Genomic DNA, 18,045 nt, shown 5'->3' with positions numbered 1-18,045 from the left:
GCGGCTCTCGCCGACTGACTCCGTCCGCGGCTCTCGCCGACTGACTCCGTCCGCGGCTCTCGCCGACTGACTCCGTCCGAGGCTTTCGGGCGGCGGGATCCGTCCGAGGCTCCCGGGCGGCGGAATCCGTCCGGGGCTCTCTCAGGCGACGACCGGCTTGCCGGTCAGTTCCACGCCCGCCGCGCGCATCTCCTCGACCGCCCGCTCGGTGGTCTCCGCGGCCACCCCGGCGGTCAGGTCGAGGAGGACCTGCGTGCGGAAGCCCTCCCGCGCGGCGTCCAGGGCGGTGGCCCGCACGCAGTGGTCCGTGGCGATGCCCACCACGTCCACCTCGCCGACCTCCCTGGCCCGCAGCCAGTCGGCCAGCTTCACGCCGTTCTCGTCGGTGCCCTCGAAGCCGCTGTAGGCCGCCGCGTAGGCGCCCTTGTCGAAGACGGCGTCGATGGCGCCGGAGGCCACGGCGGGCGCGAAGTTCGGGTGGAAGCCGACCCCCTCCGTCCCGGCGACGCAGTGCGCGGGCCAGGAGCGGACGAAGTCGGGGTTGTCGGCGAAGTGGCCGCCGGGCGCGATGTGGTGGTCGCGGGTGGCCACCACGTGCTGGTAGCCGGAGCCCGCAGCCTGCCCGATCAGCTCGGTCACGGCGGCGGCCACGTCGGCACCCCCGGACACCGCGAGGCTGCCCCCCTCGCAGAAGTCGTTCTGCACGTCTACGACGATCAAGGCGCGGCGCATGGTGGTCTGTCCTTCGGCTAGGAGGTCGGGTAGGGGTGCGGCCCGGCCGTTGAACTTCCGAGCCTAGAGACTTCGGGAGCGGGGCGGGAGGGGCGCGTCGCGGAACGTGACCGCGCGTCCCGCCGGCCGCCCCGGGGCCTCAGCGCGGATGGACGTACTCGGTCGGGATGACGGCCTCTCCGCGGGAGAGCTGGGTCGCCGACAGCGGCAGCCCGGCCCGTGCGGCCGCGTGCCGGTCGCGCACCACGTCCAGCGGTTCGCGGGCGACCACCGCACCGCCCTTTATCAGCTCCACCAGCAGCTGCCGGTCGGCCAGCTCGCCCGGGACCGGCCCGGTGCCGACCACCTCGGCCTCGGCGACCCCGTCCGCGTCCAGCCGCCGCGCGGCCCACTTGCGGCCGCCGACCGACGTCTTGCCGCCGCTGGACCGCTTCGCCACCGGCACCAGCGGCGCCCTCGGGTCGTCCGACTCCGCGCGGGCGACGAGCTTGTAGACCATCGACGCCGTCGGGTGCCCGGACCCGGTCACCAGCTGGGTGCCGACGCCGTAGGCGTCCACCGGCGCGGCCGCCAGCGAGGCGATGGCGTACTCGTCCAGGTCCGAGGTCACGACGATCTTGGTGTCCCGGGCGCCCAGGGCGTCCAGCTGCTGCCGCACCCGGTGCGCGACGAGCAGCAGGTCGCCCGAGTCGATGCGCACCGCGCCCAGCTCGGGCCCGGCGATCTCGACGGCCGTGCGGACCGCCTCGGCGACGTCGTAGGTGTCGACGAGCAGCGTGGTGCCCCGGCCCAGCGAGTCGACCTGGGCGCGGAAGGCGTCCCGCTCGCTGTCGTGCAGGAGGGTGAAGGCGTGCGCGGAGGTGCCCACGGTCGGGATGCCGTAGCGGAAGCCGGCCGCCAGGTCGGAGGTGGAGGCGAAACCGCCTATGTAGGCGGCGCGGGAGGCGGCGACGGCCGCCAGCTCGTGGGTGCGGCGGGCGCCCATCTCGATCAGCGGCCGGTCGCCCGCGGCCGAGGCCATGCGGGAGGCGGCCGCGGCGATCGCGGAGTCGTGGTTGAGGATGGACAGGATCACCGTCTCCAGCAGCACGCACTCGGCGAAGGAACCCTCCACCCGCAGCACCGGCGAGCCCGGGAAGTACACCTCCCCCTCCGGGTAGCCCCAGATGTCGCCGGAGAAGCGGTAGCCGGCGAGCCACTGCAGCGTCTCCTCGTCGACGATCCGCCGCTCCCGCAGGAAGCCGAGGACGCCCGCGTCGAAGCGGAAGTTCTCGACGGCGTCCAGCACGCGTCCGGTGCCCGCCACGACGCCGTAGCGCCGCCCCTCTGGCAGCCGCCGGGTGAAGATCTCGAACACCGACCGCCGTCCGGCGGTGCCCGCCTCCAGGGCGGCCTGCAGCATCGTCAGCTCGTAGTGGTCCGTGAAGAGCGCCGTCGACGGGACGTCCACCGGCAGCCCAAGGTCCGCTGTGTTCATGGCAGGCGATGGTACCCCCATCTCGTCAGTTTGACGATTTTCGGGTGCGGCTCCGGGTCGTTTGTGCGACCACCCCCCTCGGGTGGCAGCATGGGCGTTGTGACGTCACCCGCTCCCGTAGAGATCGAACGCACCGAGTCGGCGGAGGAGGTATTCGCCGTACCCGAGCCGGACGTCCCCTGGATCACGATCGTCCACAACGACCCGGTCAACCTCATGAGCTACGTGACGTACGTCTTCCAGACGTACTTCGGCTACAGCAAGGACAAGGCCACCAAGCTCATGCTCGACGTCCACCACAAGGGCCGGGCGGTCGTCTCCAGCGGCACGCGCGAGGAGATGGAGCGCGACGTGCAGGCCATGCACGGCTACGGCCTGTGGGCCACCCTCCAGCAGGACCGGAAATGACCCGCCGCCCGGCCGCAGGACCGGAAACGACCCGCCCCCGCCCGCAGGACCGGAAGTAGCGAATCCCCTTCATGCCCGGACACTTCGAACCGCTCCCCGGCGGCGGCGCGGCCGTCGCCCTCGACGACGTCGAGATCTCCATCATCCGGTCGCTGGCCGTCCAGCTCCTGGAGCTGATCGGCCCCGGCCCCGCCGAGGACGCCCCCGCCGACCCGCTCGCCGAGCTGTTCGCCGACGGCCCCAGCGAACCGCCGGAGGACCCCGTCCTCAAACGCCTGTTCCCCGACGCCTACAGCGACCCGGAACAGGCCCCCGGCACGGCGGCCGAGGCGGAGGAACGGCGGGCGCACTCCGCCGAGTTCCGCCGCTACACCGAGAACGACCTGCGCGCCGGCAAGCGGCAGAACGCCCTCGCGGTGGTCCGCTCGCTGGACGCGCTGGCGCCGGCCGGCGGCGGGGCGGTGCTGAAGCTGTCGGCCGGGGAGTCCCGGCAGTGGCTGGGCGCCCTCAACGACCTGCGCCTGGCGATCGGCGCCCGGCTGGAGATCACCGACGAGGACGACACCGACGCCCTCTACGGCCTGCCCGACGACGACCCGCGCAAGCCGATGGTGATGGCGTACCTGTGGCTGGGCGGCCTCCAGGAGACCCTCGTCGCCACCCTCATGCCCTGACCCGTCCGCACCCGGCCCGGCGGGTCCGGCATTCGCTCAGACGACGCTCAAATCGGGATAACGATCGCATCACCGCAGTGGCCGGGAATGCGCCCGACGGGTGTTCTTTGTCCGCTTCTCTCCGTGGCGTGTCTCACTTTCCGCGCCCGGGACGACCATTGCGGCCGTGATAAATCTTCACGACCGCCCGGCGAACACCACCCACGTTCGGCCGGGTGCGCCACCGAGCCGGCGACCGCCGGCCAGGCACGAGCGGGCTGCGAAGCCCGCTCCACTCCATTCATCCGGGGGGATCGAGAGCCGGTCCGCGGCCGACGAGAGGCCGGGCTCGGCATGGAGAAAGGCGCACGACACATGACCTCCGCCCAGGTCGACACGGAGAACACCTCCGAAGAGGGGTACGAGCGCGGACTCGGCAGCCGCCAGGTCCAGATGATCGCCATCGGCGGCGCCATCGGCGTCGGACTGTTCCTGATGGCCGGAGCGAACATCGCCAAGGCCGGCCCCAGCCTCATCCTGATGTACGCCCTCGCCGGCGCCATCGTCTTCTTCATCATGCGAGCGCTCGGCGAACTGCTGCTGTACCGCCCGGTCTCGGGCTCCTTCGCCGAATACTCGCGCGAATTCCTCGGCCCGTTCTTCGGCTACTTCACCGGCTGGACGTACTGGCTGATGTGGGTCGTCACCGGTATGTCGGAGCTGACGGCCACCGCGATCTACGTCCACTACTGGTTCCCGGCCGTGCCGCAGTGGGTGACCGCCCTGGTCTTCCTGGTGATCCTCTTCGGGGTCAACCTCATCTCGGTGAAGGTCTTCGGCGAGCTCGAGTTCTGGTTCTCGATGGTCAAGGTCACCGCCCTGATCGGCATGATCGTCATCGGTCTCGGCGTGCTCACCTTCGGTGTCAGCTCGGCCGGCGACACCGCCGCGGTCTCCAACCTCTGGGCCTTCGACGGCTTCTTCCCCAAGGGCATCGGCGCCTCCCTGATGACCCTGCAGGGCGTGATGTTCGCCTACCTCGCCGTCGAACTGGTCGGCGTCACCGCCGGCGAGTCGGAGAACCCCGAGAAGACCCTGCCCAAGGCCATCAACACGCTGCCCTGGCGCATCGCGCTGTTCTACGTCGGCGCCCTCGCCGTCATCCTGTGCGTGGTGAAGTGGACCGAGTTCGCGCCGGGCGTGAGCCCCTTCGTCGCCGCCTTCGCGAAGATCGGCATCCCGGCGGGCGCCGGCATCGTCAACTTCGTCGTGCTGACCGCCGCCCTGTCCTCCTGCAACTCCGGCATGTACTCCACCGGCCGCATGCTGCGCACCCTGGCCGACAACGGCGAGGCGCCCAAGGGCTTCCAGCGGCTGTCCGCCGCGAAGGCCCCGGCGCTCGGCATCACCGTCTCCGTCCTGTTCATGGGCATCGGCGTGGTCCTGAACTACGTCGTCCCGGAGAAGGCGTTCGGCTACGTCACCTCGGTGGCCACCGCGGCCGGCATCTGGACCTGGCTGATGATCCTGGTCAGCCACGTCCGCTACCGCCGCGCGGTCGTCGCCGGCCGGCTGCCCGCCTCCGCCTTCCCCGCCCCGGGCGGCTCGGTGTGCAGCTGGATCGCCATCGCCTTCCTGCTCTTCGTCACCGGCCTGATCGCCTACGACGCCGACTCCCGCGTCTGCCTGTACGTGATGGCCGGCTGGGCCGCCGCCCTCGGCGCCGGCTGGGCGGTGCTCAGGAGCCGCAACCCGCGGATCGCCGAGCGCCGTGAACCGGAGCTGGAAAAGGTGGGCTGACCCCGCCGGCGCGCCCGGGCCGACCCGCCGTGTCGCCCGGGCCGACCCGCCGTGTCGCCCGGGCCGACCCGCCGTGTCGCCCGGGCCGACCCGCCGGGGCGCCTCAGCCGACCGCCGGGCCGCCGCACCGTCCGGCATATGGGCCGACCCGCCGGGGCGCCCCAGCCGACCGCCGGGCCGCCGCACCGTCCGGCATATGGGCCGCCCCGTACCACCCTCCGGTACGCGGCGGCCCACCCGTCGCCCGCCACCGCCCTGCCCGACGCGCTGCGCGCGGCCCCTCCCGCCCTGCTTATCCTGGCCACCATGCTGACCATCACCCAGGCCCTGTACGACCAGATCGTCGCCCACGCGCGCGAGGACCACCCCGACGAGGCGTGCGGCGTCGTCGCCGGACCGGTGGGCAGCGGCCGCCCCGAGCGCTTCGTCCCGATGCTGAACGCGGCCCGCTCGCCCACGTTCTACGAGTTCGACTCGCACGACCTGCTGAAGCTCTACCGCGAGATGGACGACCGCGACGAGGAGCCGGTGATCATCTACCACTCCCACACCGCGACCGAGGCCTACCCCTCCCGCACCGACATCTCCTACGCCAACGAACCCGGCGCCCACTACGTCCTGGTCTCCACGGCGGACACCGACGGCGCCGGCGACTTCCAGTTCCGCTCCTTCCGCATCGTGGAAGGAGAGATCACGGAGGAGGAAGTCAAGGTGGTGGAGGCCTACTGAACCCTCCATCTCGAACACTGGATGAATTCCGTCCGCAATCTGAGATCACACTCGGGGTGCCCGGCGGGGAATCGATACGATGAGTTCATGGTTTCCCATGACGTGAGCGAAAAGACGCCGGGCATGCTGCTCGTGGCGCGGCTGCACGTCGACCTGTGCAGGCTCGCCAGCGCCATCTGTTGACGCTGCCCTGCCGCCGTACGGCCGTGAGCCGCGGCGCCTCACCCAAGCACGACCTGCTGCACAGCGCTGCCGCGCGCCCACCGACCCGAACACCATCCGACAGGAGCCCGCAACCATGGCCATCGAGGTCCGCATCCCCACCATCCTCCGCCAGTACACCGACGGTCAGAAGGCGGTGGAGGGCCAGGGTGACACCCTCGCCGAACTCTTCGCCGACCTCGAGACCCGGCACACCGGCATCCAGGCCCGGATCGTCGACGGCGGCGAGCTGCGCCGGTTCGTCAACGTCTACCTCAACGACGAGGACGTCCGCTTCCTCGACGGCATCAACACCAAGGTCGCCGACGGCGACAACGTGACGATCCTGCCGGCCGTGGCCGGCGGTATGGCCTGATCCAGATGCGTTACGACTCGCCGATCGCCGCGGTGGGCAACACGCCCCTGGTCCGCCTGCCGCGCCTGTCGCCGTCCGACGACGTCCGCATCTGGGCCAAGCTGGAGGACCGCAACCCCACCGGCTCGATCAAGGACCGCCCCGCGCTGTACATGATCGAACAGGCGGAGAAGGAGGGACGGCTCACCCCGGGCTGCACCATCCTGGAGCCGACCTCCGGCAACACCGGCATCTCCCTGGCCATGGCGGCGAAGCTCAAGGGCTACCGCATGGTCTGCGTGATGCCCGAGAACACCTCGCAGGAGCGCCGCGACCTGCTCGGCATGTGGGGCGCGACGATCATCTCGTCCCCGGCCGCGGGCGGCTCCAACACCGCCGTGCGGGTCGCCAAGGAACTGGCCGCCGAGCACCCCGACTGGGTCATGCTCTACCAGTACGGCAACCCGGACAACGCGGGCGCCCACTACGCCACGACCGGCCCGGAGATCTTCGCCGACCTGCCCTCCATCACCCACTTCGTGGCGGGCCTGGGCACCACCGGCACCCTCATGGGCGTCGGCCGCTACCTGCGCGAGCACAAGCCGGACGTCAAGATCGTCGCCGCCGAGCCGCGCTACGACGACCTGGTCTACGGCCTGCGCAACCTCGACGAGGGCTTCGTGCCGGAACTGTACGACGCCTCCGTCCTCACCACCCGCTTCTCGGTCGGCTCCGCCGACGCGGTCACCCGCACCCGCGAACTCCTCCAGCAGGAGGGCATCTTCGCGGGCGTCTCCACGGGCGCCGCGCTGCACGCGGCGATCGGCGTCGGCCGGAAGGCGCTGAAGGCCGGCGAGCACGCCGACATCGTCTTCGTGGTCGCCGACGGCGGCTGGAAGTACCTCTCCACCGGCGTCTACACGGCCGCCACCACCGAAGAGGCGATCGAGACCCTGCACGGCCAGCTCTGGGCGTGAGCCCTCACTGAGCCCTCGCCGAGGGCTCAGCCGGCCAGATGACGGACCTGGTCCCACAGGACCGGGTCCACCACACCCACCCGGCGCCGGAACTCCCCCACCGGCACCTCGCGCAGCCCGTCCGTCTCCAGGAAGCTCGCGCGTCCCCGGGCGTCACCCACGGCGCCCGGCGGCAGCGCGATCATCCCGGGCCGCCCGTCGCGGTACCGGCTGGTGATCTTCGCGACGGTCGCCCGCTCGCCGTGCACCACCAGCACCAGACAGGGCCGGTCCTTCGCCCGCCCGTCCCGCCCCGCCGCTCTGCCCGCCGCGCCGTGCGCGGCCCCTCCCGGTGCCGGACCGTCCTCGAACGGGACGTTCGCCCACCAGATCTCCGCCGGCCTCGGCCGCACCCGAGGCCGCGCGCCCGGCCGCCCCGGCGGGCGCGTCCGGCGTCCCGCGGGCCGCCGCCCCGCCGCCCGCCGCCCGCGCCCCCACCCGTCGACGAGCGTCGCGACGAGCGCGAGGAGCACCACCGCGGCGAGGGCCGGCCACCAGGACGTGTCCATGGGGACGACGTTACCGGCGCGCACCCGGCGTCGCGCGCCGCCCGGCACCCCCTGTCCGCCCCGCTTCCAGCCGAACCGGTGACACCACAGGTGAGTTCGCCCACAACAGCCCTTGCCGGAGGAGCGACCGCGGGTTTTGCGCCTTACGCTCGACGGACCGCACGACCCCCGTCTTCACATCCCGCCAGCGGAGGTTTCTGCTCCATGAAGCTCACCGTCGTCGGCTGCTCGGGGTCGTTCCCGTCCGCGGAATCGGCCTGCTCGAGCTACCTCGTCGAGGCCGACGGCTTCCGGCTGCTCCTCGACATGGGCAACGGCGCCCTCGGTGAGTTGCAGCGCCACTGCGGTCTCTACGACCTCGACGCGATCTTCCTCAGTCATCTGCACGCCGACCACTGCATCGACATGTGCGCGTACTTCGTCGCGCGCTACTACCGTCACGACGGCGGCCGCCCCGACCCGATCCCGGTCTACGGCCCCGAAGGCACCGAACACCGGCTGACCACCGCCTACGCGGACACCCCCACCGCCTCCTCCATGAGCGAGGTCTTCGACTTCCACACGGTCAAGCCGTCCACGTTCGACCTCGGCCCCTTCACGGTGCACACGGAACGCGTCGCCCACCCGGTGGAGGCGTACGGCATCCGCATCGAGCACGGCGGGAAGACCCTGACGTACTCCGGCGACACCGGCGTCACCCGGGTCCTGGACGAACTCGCCCGCGACAGCGACCTGTTCCTGTGCGAGGCCGCCTTCACGCACGGCAAGGAGAACATCCCCGACCTGCACCTCAACGGCCGCGAGGCCGGGGAGTCGGCGGCCCGGGCGGGCGTGCGGCGCCTGGTCCTCACCCACATCCCGCCGTGGACCGACCCGCAGATCAACCTGGCCGACGCGCGGGCGGTGTTCGACGGCCCGGTGGAACTGGCGACGCCCGGGACGACGTACGAGATCTGACACCCGGATCCGACGCCCCGATCCGTCACCCTGCTCCGACGCCCGGATCCGACACCCCGATCTGTCACCCCGCTCCGACGCCCGGATCCGACGCGCACGGTACGGCGAAGGCCCCCTCGCGCCGGAACTCGGGTTCAAGCTCGAGTTCGCCGCTCGGGGGCCTTCGTCGTACCGTTCGGCTCACGCCTTCGTGAGGTCCTCGACCTCCTCCTCGGGCTCGCGGCCCGGGGTGGGCAGGTTGAACTTGGTGATGGCGAAGCGGAAGACCGTGTAGTAGACCGCCGCGAACACCAGGCCGACCGGGATGATGAGCCAGGGCTTGGTGGCCAGGCCCCAGTTGAGGAAGTAGTCGATGGCGCCGGCCGAGAAGCTGAAGCCGTGGTGCACGCCCAGCGCCCAGGTGACGGCCATGGAGACCGCGGTCAGCAGCGCGTGGATGACGTACAGCAGCGGCGCGATGAACATGAACGCGAACTCGATCGGCTCGGTGATGCCGGTCACGAAGGACGTCAGCGCCAGCGACAGCATCATTCCGCCGACGGCCTTGCGGCGCTCCGGACGGGCGCAGTGGGTGATCGCCAGGGCGGCGGCCGGCAGCGCGAACATCATGATCGGGAAGAAGCCGGTCATGAACTGGCCCGCGGCCGGGTCGCCGTGGAAGAACCGCGGCAGGTCACCGTGCCAGACGGCGCCGGAGCCGTCCTTGAAGGTCCCGATCTCCTGCCAGGCCACCGTGTTGACGAACTGGTGCATGCCGACCGGCAGCAGCGCCCGGTTGATGGCACCGAAGACGGCCGCGCCGAGGGAACCGAGGCCGGTCATCCACTCGCCGAAGTCCGTGATGACGTTGCCGACGGGCTCCCACACCAGACCGAACACGACGCCGACGCCGGTGCCGATGAACGCCATCAGGATGGGGACCAGACGGCGGCCGTTGAAGAAGCCCAGCCAGTCGGGCAGCTTGGTGCGGTGGAACCGCTGCCAGGTGACGGCGGCGATCAGACCCATGATTATGCCGCCGAGGACCTTGGGGTCGTTGTAGGTGGCGGCGACGTCCGCGCCCTCGGTCACCTTGGCCTCGGTGATCGGGAACGCGGTCAGGACGTTCTTGTACACCAGGAAGCCGACCAGCGCCGCCAGCGCGGTCGACCCGTCGGCCTTCTTGGCGAAACCGATGGCGATACCGACGCAGAACAGCAGCGGCAGGTTGCTGAAGACGGCGTCACCGGCGGTGGCGAACACGGCCGCCACCTTGTTCCAGCCCAGGCCGTCCTGGCCGAACACGTCGTTCTGGCCGAGCCGCAGCAGGATGCCGGCCGCGGGCAGGACGGCGATCGGGAGCTGAAGGCTGCGGCCGACCTTCTGGAGGGCCTGCAACAGGCCCGATCCCCACTTCTTCGAGGGGGCCGCCGTCGGCGCGGTGGCGGTGCTCATAGACTTCCTCCATCGGTGGTCTACACCACTCAGTGGTGTAGACCTGTTGTAGCACGTGAAGACGGCGTGAGGAACCCTCCGGAACCGGAACCGGAACACGACATTCCAGTATCGGGAACCGGCTGTAGGTTACTGCGACAAAACGGTCCATGAAACGGTCCGTAAAACGGCACAAACCAGAGGAGAAGGACATGGCCAGCAAGGCTGAGAAGATCGTCGCCGGGCTCGGCGGCATCGACAACATCGAGGAGATCGAGGGCTGCATCACCCGGCTGCGCACCGAGGTGTCCGACGCCTCGCTGGTCGACGAAGCCGCCCTCAAGGCCGCCGGCGCGCACGGCGTCGTCAAGATGGGAACCGCCATCCAGGTCGTCATCGGCACCGACGCAGACCCGATCGCGGCGGAGATCGAGGACATGATGTGAACCCCGCACCGCACTGAACGGGCCCTTCCCGCCGGGGAGGGCCCTTCGCGCCGGTACGGCTAGGCTCAACGCCATGTCTCGAATCGACGGCCGTACCCCCCGACAGCTCCGCCCGGTCACCATCGAGCGCGGCTGGAGCAAGCACGCCGAGGGCTCCGTCCTCGTCTCCTTCGGCGACACGAAGGTCCTCTGCACCGCCTCCGTCACCGAAGGAGTCCCCCGCTGGCGCAAGGGCAGCGGCGAAGGCTGGGTCACCGCGGAGTACGCCATGCTGCCCCGCGCCACCAACACCCGCGGCGACCGCGAGTCCGTCCGGGGCCGGATCGGCGGCCGCACCCACGAGATCAGCCGCCTCATCGGCCGCTCCCTGCGCGCCGTCGTCGACTACAAGGCGCTCGGCGAGAACACCGTCGTCCTGGACTGCGACGTCCTCCAGGCCGACGGCGGCACCCGCACCGCCGCCATCACCGGCGCCTACGTCGCCCTCGCCGACGCCGTCGCCTGGGCCCAGGGCAGGAAACTCATCAAGGCCGGCCGCCAGCCGCTGACCGGCACCGTCTCCGCCGTCTCCGTCGGCATCGTCGGCGGCGTCCCGCTCCTCGACCTCTGCTACGAGGAGGACGTCAAGGCCGACACCGACATGAACGTCGTCTGCACCGGCGACGGCCGCTTCGTCGAGGTCCAGGGCACCGCCGAGGCCGAACCCTTCGCCCGCGAGGAACTCGACGCCCTGCTCGACCTCGCCGCCACCGGCTGCACGGAACTCGCCGCCCTCCAGCGCACGACCCTCGACACGGTCCTCGACAGGTGACGGGCGCACCAGGTAGAAGAACCAGGTAAAAGGAACGCCAAGGAAAGCGGGCGCCGGGGGCAACCCCCGACGCCCGCCCGCGCGTCCGTACGATTGCGGGCGCACGACACACCGTCGTGCGCCCGACCAGCACGGGGGGCCCACGGCCCTGGACACGGAGGGAAACCCAGCATGGCCGCGAGCCGACGCCGGTACAGCCGACGCACCGCCACAGTCGCCGCCGCGGCGGCGGCCGTAGCGCTGACCGCCGCACTCACCACCGGCTGCGACGCCGTCAACAAGGCGCTGGACTGCGTCCAGACCGCGGACGCCATCGCCGACAGCGTCACCGACCTCCAGCAGGCCGTCGAGAACGCCGCCGACAACCCCGACCAGCTCGACGAGTCCCTCACCTCCATCGACAAGAACCTCGACAAGATCGGCGACAAGACCGACAACGCCGACGTCAACAAGGCCGTCGACGACCTGCAGAAGGCCGTGCAGAACGTCCGCACCGCCGTCCGCGACGGCGACAGCACCCCCGACATCAGCCCGGTCACCGACGCGGCGGGCGAACTGACCAAGGTCTGCACCTCGTAACCGGGGCGACCCGGCCACCCGGCCACCCGGCGACCCGGCGGAAGGACACCGCCGGGCCCGCGATACTGAGGGACATGACCCGCCTGATCCTCGCCACCCGCAACGCCGGAAAAATCGCCGAACTCAGGGCCATCCTCGCCGAAGCAGGCCTGCCCCACGACCTGATCGGCGCGGAGGCCTACCCCGACGTGCCCGACGTCAAGGAGACCGGCGTCACCTTCGCCGAGAACGCCCTCCTCAAGGCCCACGCCCTCGCCCAGGCGACGGGCCTGCCCGCGGTGGCCGACGACTCGGGCCTGTGCGTCGACGTCCTGGGCGGCGCCCCCGGCATCTTCTCGGCCCGCTGGTCCGGCCGCCACGGCGACGACAAGGCCAACCTCGACCTCCTCCTCGCCCAGCTCACCGACATCGACGACGCCCACCGCGCCGCCCACTTCGCCTGCGCCGCCGCCCTCGCCCTCCCCGACGGCCGCGAACGCGTGGTCGAGGGCCGGCTCCGCGGCACCCTCCGCCACGCCCCCACCGGCACGAACGGCTTCGGCTACGACCCGATCCTCCAGCCCGACGGCGAAACCCGCACCTGCGCCGAACTGACCCCGGCGGAGAAAAACGCCATCAGCCACCGAGGCAAGGCCTTCCGCGCCCTGGTACCGGCGATACACGAGCTGCTGGGCTGACGGCAAGGAGAGGCCCCGCACCTGTGAATCGCAGGTGCGGGGCCGGTTTTTCCTGTGGGCCCGGTGGGACTCGAACCCACGACACGCCGGATCTAAACCGGCGCCCTCTCGGCCAACTGGGGTACGGGCCCGCAGCGCCGCCTACTCTACTGGGAGCCGAGGGCTGCCGACCGCCCTCTCCCCCCTCGGCACCAGGTGCTGGTGATCGCATGGCAGTTGGGGCACAGCAGGCGCAGATTCTCCCGCCGGTCGTCCTTCCAGTCCCCGTTGATGTGATCGACCTCGAGTGTCATGGGTCTACCGAGCCATTCGGGACCGATTCCGCACCGGGCGCACCCCTCGGCCACTCCGCTGTCGAGAAGCGCCCGGCGCAGTCGCTTGGTCGCCGTTCGATGCGGGCGGTTGTGCTGGACCAGTATGTCGGCGGGGCGCATGTCGGCAGGTTTGCCCCGCCGAGAGGCCTGCCCCAGGAAATGCGAGGTCGTGATCTGGTGCTCGGTGATCCACTTGTGCAGGTTGCTGCGTTGCGTGCCGTTGCCGGGCCGGCCGAGGCGGCGCAGCACTTCTGCGAGCGATGTGGACTCGGCGACCGCGGCTCGCAGTTCCTCCTCGGTGGGCGGAGGCTGTCTGCCGCACGGCCGACCGCTGTTCATGAGGTGCCACTTCTGGCGCGTCCCTTGTTGCGTCCACGGTAACTGTCCGTCGTAGAGTGGCAGTTGGGGCAGAGCAGCCGAAGATTCGAGATGTGGTTGTTCCGCCAGTTGCCGTCGATGTGGTCGACCTCGAGCGGAAGAGGTTCTCCCATCCACAGCGGCTCGATTCCGCAGAGTGCACAGCGGCTCTCCACGCCCACTTCAGCCATCGCCCTCTTGAGGCGGCTGCTGGGGATCCGCCTGGCGTGCGTCGACGTGTCCTCGGCGAGGACGTCTTCAGCCGTGCGCCTCAGTTGGCTGTGCGGGCGCTTCGTTCGGACCACCGACGTGAAGTGCGAGGTGTCGATGCCGTAGGCCTTGATGCGCCGGGAGATGTTCGTGTGGTGCCCGCCGACCGGGTCCAGCCCCAGCCGCCGCAGGACCTCGTAGACGCTCGTCGATCGGGCGACCACCGGTGCGAGCACTTCCTTCGTCCACTTGGCGCTCTCGCGCTCGAAGTGCGATGTGTCGACTCCGAGCTTCTTCATCCGTTCGTGGACGTACCGCCGTTTCCAGCTCCTCGGATCCACCCCCAGCCTCACCAGCGCCTCCGACAACGTCCGCGCTCCCCGAGCGGCCTCCTCCAGCCGCTCCCTGGTGTACACGCCGCCTGCCATAGAGCCTCCTCCGTTCCCGGCCGCGTGTTCGTGGCCTCGTACGGAGTAACGAAGAGGTTGTCGGACAGTCACGCACCGTGAAAGAAAGTGGCCCGCGCCGGGGCGTGCCGGGGCGGGCCGTGCGAAGGGGGCAGCGTCAGATGCCGAGGTCCTTGATGATCTTGGCGACGTGGCCGGTGGCGCGGACGTTGTAGAGGGCGCGTTCGACCTTGCCCTCCTCGTCCACGACGATCGTGGAGCGGATGACGCCCAGGTAGGTCTTGCCGTAGTTCTTCTTCTCGCCGTAGGCGCCGTAGGCCTCGGTGGTGGTCTTCTCCGGGTCCGCGAGCAGGGTGACCCGCAGGTTCTCCTTCTCGCGGAAGCGGGCCAGCTTCTCCGGGGCGTCCGGTGAGATGCCGATCACGTCGTAGCCCGCGCCGGCCAGCAGTTCCAGGTTGTCGGTGAAGTCGCAGGCCTGCTTGGTGCAGCCGGGGGTCAGGGCGGCCGGGTAGAAGTAGACGATGACCTTGCGGCCCCGGTGGGCCGACAGGGACACCTCGTTGCCGTCGGCGTCGGGCAGGGTGAAGTCGGGGGCAACGTCCCCGGGCTGGAGTCGCTCACTCATCGAGCCAGCCTAACCGGGGGTCCTGACCGTGCGGCGGCACGTGGAGCTGACAGACTGTCTTGGACAGCATCAGCAGACTTCCGGAGGCCGTACGGTGGCGGACACGTCGGACACGAGAACGCCGGCGCAGATCGAGGCGGACATCAAGCGCCGCCGCGAGGTGCTGGCCGAGACCCTCGACGAGATCGGGGTGCGGGTGCACCCGAAGACGATCGTCGGGGACGCCAAGGCCAAGGTGGCCGCCAACGTCGATCACACGCTCGGACGGGCCTACGTGGAGGTCAACCGGGTCGTCAGCGACGTGCGCGCCAAGTTCGTGGACGAGGAGGGCGCCCCCCGGCTGGAGCGGATCGTGCCCGTCGCCCTGGTCGCCGTCGGACTCGTGGGCCTGTTCGCCCTGAGCACCCGGCGGCGCAAGGGCTGACCAAGGGCCGACCCACCGGCGCACGGACGCGACAGAGGCAGGTAGGTTCGAAGGCGTGAGCGCCAAGAGAAACGAGCAGAGCACCCAGCACGACAAGCTCCCCATCCGGATGCTGCACGACCGTGTGCTGGTGCGGCAGGAGACCGGTGAGGGCGAGCGGCGGTCGGGCGGGGGCATTCTGATCCCCGCCACCGCGGCGGTGGGGCGGCGGCTGGCCTGGGCCGCGGTCGTGGCCGTCGGGCAGAACGTCCGCACCGTGGAGCCGGGCGACCGGGTCCTGTTCGACCCGGAGGACCGGGCCGAGGTGGAGGTGCGGGGCGTGGCGTACGTGCTCATGCGTGAGCGTGACCTGCACGCCGTGGCCGCCGACCGTTTCGAGGGAGCCGAGGACTCGACCGGGCTCTACCTCTGAGGAAGACGCAGGACGGACAACGGCGAAGGGGGCCGGTGACGGTTGTCACCGGCCCCCTTCGCCGTCCGTCGTCGTGTTACTGCCTGCGGCCGGCGGCGAGCAGGCCCGCGGTGGTTCCGCCGGTGTCCGTTCCGGTGGTGCCGCCGTTCGTGCCGCCGGTGGTTCCGCCGGTCGTCGTGCCGCCGGTGGTCGTGCCGCCGCCGGTGGTGGTGTCGCCGGTCGTGCCGCCCGTGGTGGTCGTGCCGCCGCCGGTGGTGGTGGTTCCGCCGGTGGTGTCGCCCGTGGTGCCGCCGGTGGTTCCGCCGGTCGTGGTGCCGTCGGTCGGTGTGGCCGTGCCGCCGGTGGTCGTGCCGCCGGTGTCCTGGCCGCCGTTGTCGGTGCCGCCGTCCTGGCCGCCCGTGTCCGGTTCCTGGGTGGGGGAGGCGCTCGGCGGCTGCTGGATCACGTCGGCGCCCGGCTGGAGCTGCAGCTGGAAGTCGGCGGCCGGCTTCCCCTTCAGGGCGGCCTTGGTGTACTGGGCCCAGATCTCGGCGGGCGGTCCGCCGCCGTTGACGCGGGGCAGGCCCATCGCGCCGTACAGCGACTTGTGCTGGGCGGTGACCGGGTCCTGGCCCATCACGGCGACGACGGTGGCGAGGTCGGGGGTGTAGCCGGCGAACCAGGCGGCCCGGTCCTCCTCGGCGGTGCCGGTCTTGCCGGCGGCGGGCCGGCCGGCGGCCTGTGCGGCGGTGGCGGTGCCGTTCTGGACGACGGACCGCAGGATCGAGGTGGTGGTGTCGGCGGCCTCCCGGCTGACCGCCTGGGCGGTGGTCTTCTTCGGCAGGTCCATCACGTCCTTGCCGTCCTTGGTGATGGACTCGATGATCGTGTAGACGCCGTGCTTGCCGTGGTTGGCGAGGGTCGCGTACGCCTGTGTCATGTCCAGCACGCTGGCGGTGGCGGTGCCCAGCGCGATCGACGGGTAGGGGTTGAGGTCCTTGGTGTCGGACGGGATGCCGAGGGCGAGCGCGGTCTGCTTGACCTTGTCGGGGCCGACGTCCACGGCCATCTGCGCGTACACCGAGTTCACGGACTTGTCGGTGGCGGTGCGGACGGTGACGTCGCCGTAGGAGACGCTGTCCTCGTTCTCGGGGGCGTAGGTGCCGCCGCTCCACCCTTCCACGGGGCGCCTGTTGGTGCCGTCGTAGTAGGTGTTGGGTGTGATGGGGGCGCCGCCCTGGGTCTCGGACTCGTTCTGGACGGCGGAGGTGAACACGAACGGCTTGAAGGTGGAGCCGACCTGGAAGTCACCGCGGGTCGCGCCGTTGGTGTACTGCTTGACGTAGTCGATGCCGCCGTACATCGCCACGACCTTGCCGGTCCTGGGGTCGATGGAGGCGCCGCCCGCGCGGACGTAGGTGTCGACCTTGCGGTGCTTCTTGTCGAGCCGGGAGATCACCTTGTCGTTCACCGCCTTCACGAAGGCGTCCTGCTTGCTCTTCTGCAGGGTGGTGGTGATGCGGTAGCCGCCGGCCTCCAGTTCGTCCTTGTCGACGATCTTGTTCTCGGTGAGGTAGTCCTTGACGGCCTCGACGAGGTAGCCGCGCTGCCCGGACATGCCGGTGGAGACGGTCTGTTCCTTCGGCGTGGGGAACTGCAGTCCGGCGCGCGCCGACTGGGTCAGCCAGCCCTTCTTGACCATGCCGTCGAGGACGTAGTTCCAGCGGGCGACGGCGGCGGGCCTGTTCTGCGGGTGGGCGACGACGTCGTACTCGCTGGGGGCGTTGACGAGCGCGGCGAGGTAGGCGGCGTGGGCGGGGTCGAGGTCGGCGGCGTCCTGGCCGTAGTACGCCTGCGCGGCGGCCTGGATGCCGTAGGCGTTGCGGCCGAAGTAGCTGGTGTTGAGGTAGCCCTCGAGGATCCGGTCCTTGGACTGGGTGCGGTCCAGTTTGATCGAGATGAAGAACTCCTTCACCTTGCGGGTGACGGTCTGTTCCTGGGCCAGGTAGTAGTTCTTCACGTACTGCTGGGTGATCGTCGAGCCGGACTGCTTGCCCTTGCCGGTGGCGGTGTTCCAGCCGGCCCGCAGCATCGCCTTGGGGTCGATGGCGGACTCGGTGTAGAAGTCGCGGTCCTCGGCGGCCAGCACCGCGTGCTGGGCGTCCTTGGAGACCTGCGCGAGGGTGACGTTCTCCCGGTTGATCTCGCCGTCGCGGGCGAGCTGGGAGCCGTCGGCGTACAGGTAGACGTTCGCCTGCTTGGTGGCGAGCGCGTTGGCCGGCGGGATCTTCACCATCGAGTAGCCGAGGAAGAACAGGCCGACGAGCAGCAGGACGCCGATCACGAAGGTGCCGAGCACCATGCGCCAGGTCGGGAACAGCCGGCGCCAGCCGGTGCGCCGGGGCCGCTTGGGTTTCGTCCCCCCGTCCTGTTCACCCCCTTGCTGACTGCCCTGGCCGGCCGGCTGCTGCGCCTCGTCACTCATGTGTTGCACGGACTCCTGTTTCGCGTCGTACGTTCCCGTACGACCTCGTTCGCCTTCTGCGCCCCCTGT

General features: G+C 70.6%; 22 protein-coding genes and 1 tRNA gene. 14 read left to right on the top strand and 9 right to left on the bottom strand.

What is annotated here, in order from left to right; translation table 11 throughout:
* Positions 1-141 precede the first annotated feature (141 nt).
* Positions 142-732, bottom strand: coding sequence for a nicotinamidase (locus tag VKA29_RS05940; RefSeq protein ID WP_324784113.1), 591 nt, complete (start codon positions 730-732; stop codon positions 142-144).
* A gap of 139 nt (positions 733-871) precedes the next feature.
* The gene (locus VKA29_RS05935) at positions 872-2,209 is read right to left on the bottom strand and encodes a nicotinate phosphoribosyltransferase (protein ID WP_324784112.1); all 1,338 of its coding nucleotides are present in this window, start codon (positions 2,207-2,209) and stop codon (positions 872-874) included.
* A 90-nt stretch (positions 2,210-2,299) separates the two neighbouring features.
* On the opposite strand from VKA29_RS05935, the gene clpS reads away from it, so the two are divergent.
* The 7 genes from clpS to VKA29_RS05900 all read left to right on the top strand — a co-directional run bounded on the left by clpS (position 2,300) and on the right by VKA29_RS05900 (position 7,332).
* Positions 2,300-2,617 (top strand): ATP-dependent Clp protease adapter ClpS, encoded by a 318-nt coding sequence (gene clpS / locus VKA29_RS05930; RefSeq protein WP_324784111.1) that lies wholly within the window; start codon positions 2,300-2,302, stop codon positions 2,615-2,617.
* 71 nt (positions 2,618-2,688) lie between these two features.
* Complete coding sequence (locus VKA29_RS05925; protein WP_324784110.1) at positions 2,689-3,291, top strand: DUF2017 domain-containing protein; 603 nt, start codon at positions 2,689-2,691, stop codon at positions 3,289-3,291.
* Positions 3,292-3,645: 354 nt separating this feature from the next.
* Positions 3,646-5,070: an amino acid permease gene (locus tag VKA29_RS05920; RefSeq protein ID WP_324784109.1), complete on the top strand. Its 1,425-nt coding sequence runs from the start codon at positions 3,646-3,648 to the stop codon at positions 5,068-5,070.
* A gap of 306 nt (positions 5,071-5,376) precedes the next feature.
* Positions 5,377-5,799 (top strand): M67 family metallopeptidase, encoded by a 423-nt coding sequence (locus tag VKA29_RS05915; protein WP_324784108.1) that lies wholly within the window; start codon positions 5,377-5,379, stop codon positions 5,797-5,799.
* Positions 5,800-5,886: 87 nt separating this feature from the next.
* Positions 5,887-5,982 (top strand): putative leader peptide, encoded by a 96-nt coding sequence (locus VKA29_RS05910; RefSeq protein ID WP_019759525.1) that lies wholly within the window; start codon positions 5,887-5,889, stop codon positions 5,980-5,982.
* Between the two features lie 115 nt (positions 5,983-6,097).
* Entirely contained in the window at positions 6,098-6,376 is a 279-nt protein-coding gene (locus VKA29_RS05905; RefSeq protein WP_324784107.1) for a MoaD/ThiS family protein, read from the top strand.
* 5 nt (positions 6,377-6,381) lie between these two features.
* A complete protein-coding gene (locus VKA29_RS05900; RefSeq protein WP_324784106.1) occupies positions 6,382-7,332 on the top strand; it encodes a cysteine synthase in 951 nt (316 codons plus the stop codon).
* A 26-nt stretch (positions 7,333-7,358) separates the two neighbouring features.
* On the opposite strand, the gene VKA29_RS05895 is transcribed toward VKA29_RS05900, so the two are convergent.
* Complete coding sequence (locus tag VKA29_RS05895) at positions 7,359-7,880, bottom strand: type II toxin-antitoxin system PemK/MazF family toxin (RefSeq protein ID WP_324784105.1); 522 nt, start codon at positions 7,878-7,880, stop codon at positions 7,359-7,361.
* A 204-nt stretch (positions 7,881-8,084) separates the two neighbouring features.
* On the opposite strand from VKA29_RS05895, the gene VKA29_RS05890 reads away from it, so the two are divergent.
* Positions 8,085-8,837, top strand: a complete 753-nt coding sequence (locus VKA29_RS05890; protein WP_324784104.1) for an MBL fold metallo-hydrolase — start codon at positions 8,085-8,087, stop codon at positions 8,835-8,837.
* Positions 8,838-9,017: 180 nt separating this feature from the next.
* Here VKA29_RS05890 and VKA29_RS05885 read toward each other — a convergent pair whose 3' ends face one another.
* Positions 9,018-10,271, bottom strand: a complete 1,254-nt coding sequence (locus VKA29_RS05885) for a PTS transporter subunit EIIC (protein WP_324784103.1) — start codon at positions 10,269-10,271, stop codon at positions 9,018-9,020.
* A 149-nt stretch (positions 10,272-10,420) separates the two neighbouring features.
* Between VKA29_RS05885 and VKA29_RS05880 the strand changes: the two genes are divergently transcribed.
* From VKA29_RS05880 to rdgB, 4 genes are all read left to right on the top strand, one after another.
* The gene (locus VKA29_RS05880; protein WP_324784102.1) at positions 10,421-10,696 is read left to right on the top strand and encodes a PTS glucose/sucrose transporter subunit IIB; all 276 of its coding nucleotides are present in this window, start codon (positions 10,421-10,423) and stop codon (positions 10,694-10,696) included.
* 73 nt (positions 10,697-10,769) lie between these two features.
* Positions 10,770-11,507: a ribonuclease PH gene (rph, locus tag VKA29_RS05875; protein WP_324784101.1), complete on the top strand. Its 738-nt coding sequence runs from the start codon at positions 10,770-10,772 to the stop codon at positions 11,505-11,507.
* A 171-nt stretch (positions 11,508-11,678) separates the two neighbouring features.
* A complete protein-coding gene (locus VKA29_RS05870; protein ID WP_324784100.1) occupies positions 11,679-12,086 on the top strand; it encodes a hypothetical protein in 408 nt (135 codons plus the stop codon).
* A gap of 74 nt (positions 12,087-12,160) precedes the next feature.
* Positions 12,161-12,763: an RdgB/HAM1 family non-canonical purine NTP pyrophosphatase gene (gene rdgB / locus VKA29_RS05865; protein WP_324784099.1), complete on the top strand. Its 603-nt coding sequence runs from the start codon at positions 12,161-12,163 to the stop codon at positions 12,761-12,763.
* Positions 12,764-12,818: 55 nt separating this feature from the next.
* On the opposite strand, the gene VKA29_RS05860 is transcribed toward rdgB, so the two are convergent.
* The 4 genes from VKA29_RS05860 to bcp form a co-directional block, all read right to left on the bottom strand.
* Positions 12,819-12,894 (bottom strand) — tRNA-Leu (locus tag VKA29_RS05860).
* A gap of 15 nt (positions 12,895-12,909) precedes the next feature.
* Positions 12,910-13,416, bottom strand: coding sequence for an HNH endonuclease (locus VKA29_RS05855; protein ID WP_324784098.1), 507 nt, complete (start codon positions 13,414-13,416; stop codon positions 12,910-12,912).
* Positions 13,413-14,072, bottom strand: coding sequence for an HNH endonuclease signature motif containing protein (locus tag VKA29_RS05850; RefSeq protein WP_324784097.1), 660 nt, complete (start codon positions 14,070-14,072; stop codon positions 13,413-13,415). The genes VKA29_RS05855 and VKA29_RS05850 overlap by 4 nt, the downstream gene beginning before the upstream one ends.
* 136 nt (positions 14,073-14,208) lie before the next feature.
* Positions 14,209-14,676 (bottom strand): thioredoxin-dependent thiol peroxidase, encoded by a 468-nt coding sequence (bcp, locus tag VKA29_RS05845; RefSeq protein ID WP_324784096.1) that lies wholly within the window; start codon positions 14,674-14,676, stop codon positions 14,209-14,211.
* 94 nt (positions 14,677-14,770) lie between these two features.
* On the opposite strand from bcp, the gene VKA29_RS05840 reads away from it, so the two are divergent.
* Positions 14,771-15,100 carry a DUF3618 domain-containing protein gene (locus VKA29_RS05840; RefSeq protein ID WP_324784095.1) on the top strand — a complete coding sequence of 110 codons (330 nt, stop codon included), beginning with the start codon at positions 14,771-14,773 and terminating at the stop codon, positions 15,098-15,100.
* Positions 15,101-15,155: 55 nt separating this feature from the next.
* Positions 15,156-15,512 carry a co-chaperone GroES gene (locus tag VKA29_RS05835; protein WP_324784094.1) on the top strand — a complete coding sequence of 119 codons (357 nt, stop codon included), beginning with the start codon at positions 15,156-15,158 and terminating at the stop codon, positions 15,510-15,512.
* A gap of 76 nt (positions 15,513-15,588) precedes the next feature.
* On the opposite strand, the gene VKA29_RS05830 is transcribed toward VKA29_RS05835, so the two are convergent.
* Complete coding sequence (locus VKA29_RS05830) at positions 15,589-17,976, bottom strand: transglycosylase domain-containing protein (protein ID WP_324784093.1); 2,388 nt, start codon at positions 17,974-17,976, stop codon at positions 15,589-15,591.
* Positions 17,977-18,045 lie beyond the last annotated feature (69 nt).

The sequence above is a fragment of the Streptomyces sp. H51 genome (genome assembly GCF_035656535.1).
Taxonomy (GTDB): Bacteria; Actinomycetota; Actinomycetes; order Streptomycetales; family Streptomycetaceae; genus Streptomyces.
The sequence above is the reverse complement of the archived record's forward strand: the minus strand, read 5'-3'. Positions and strand labels throughout refer to the sequence as shown.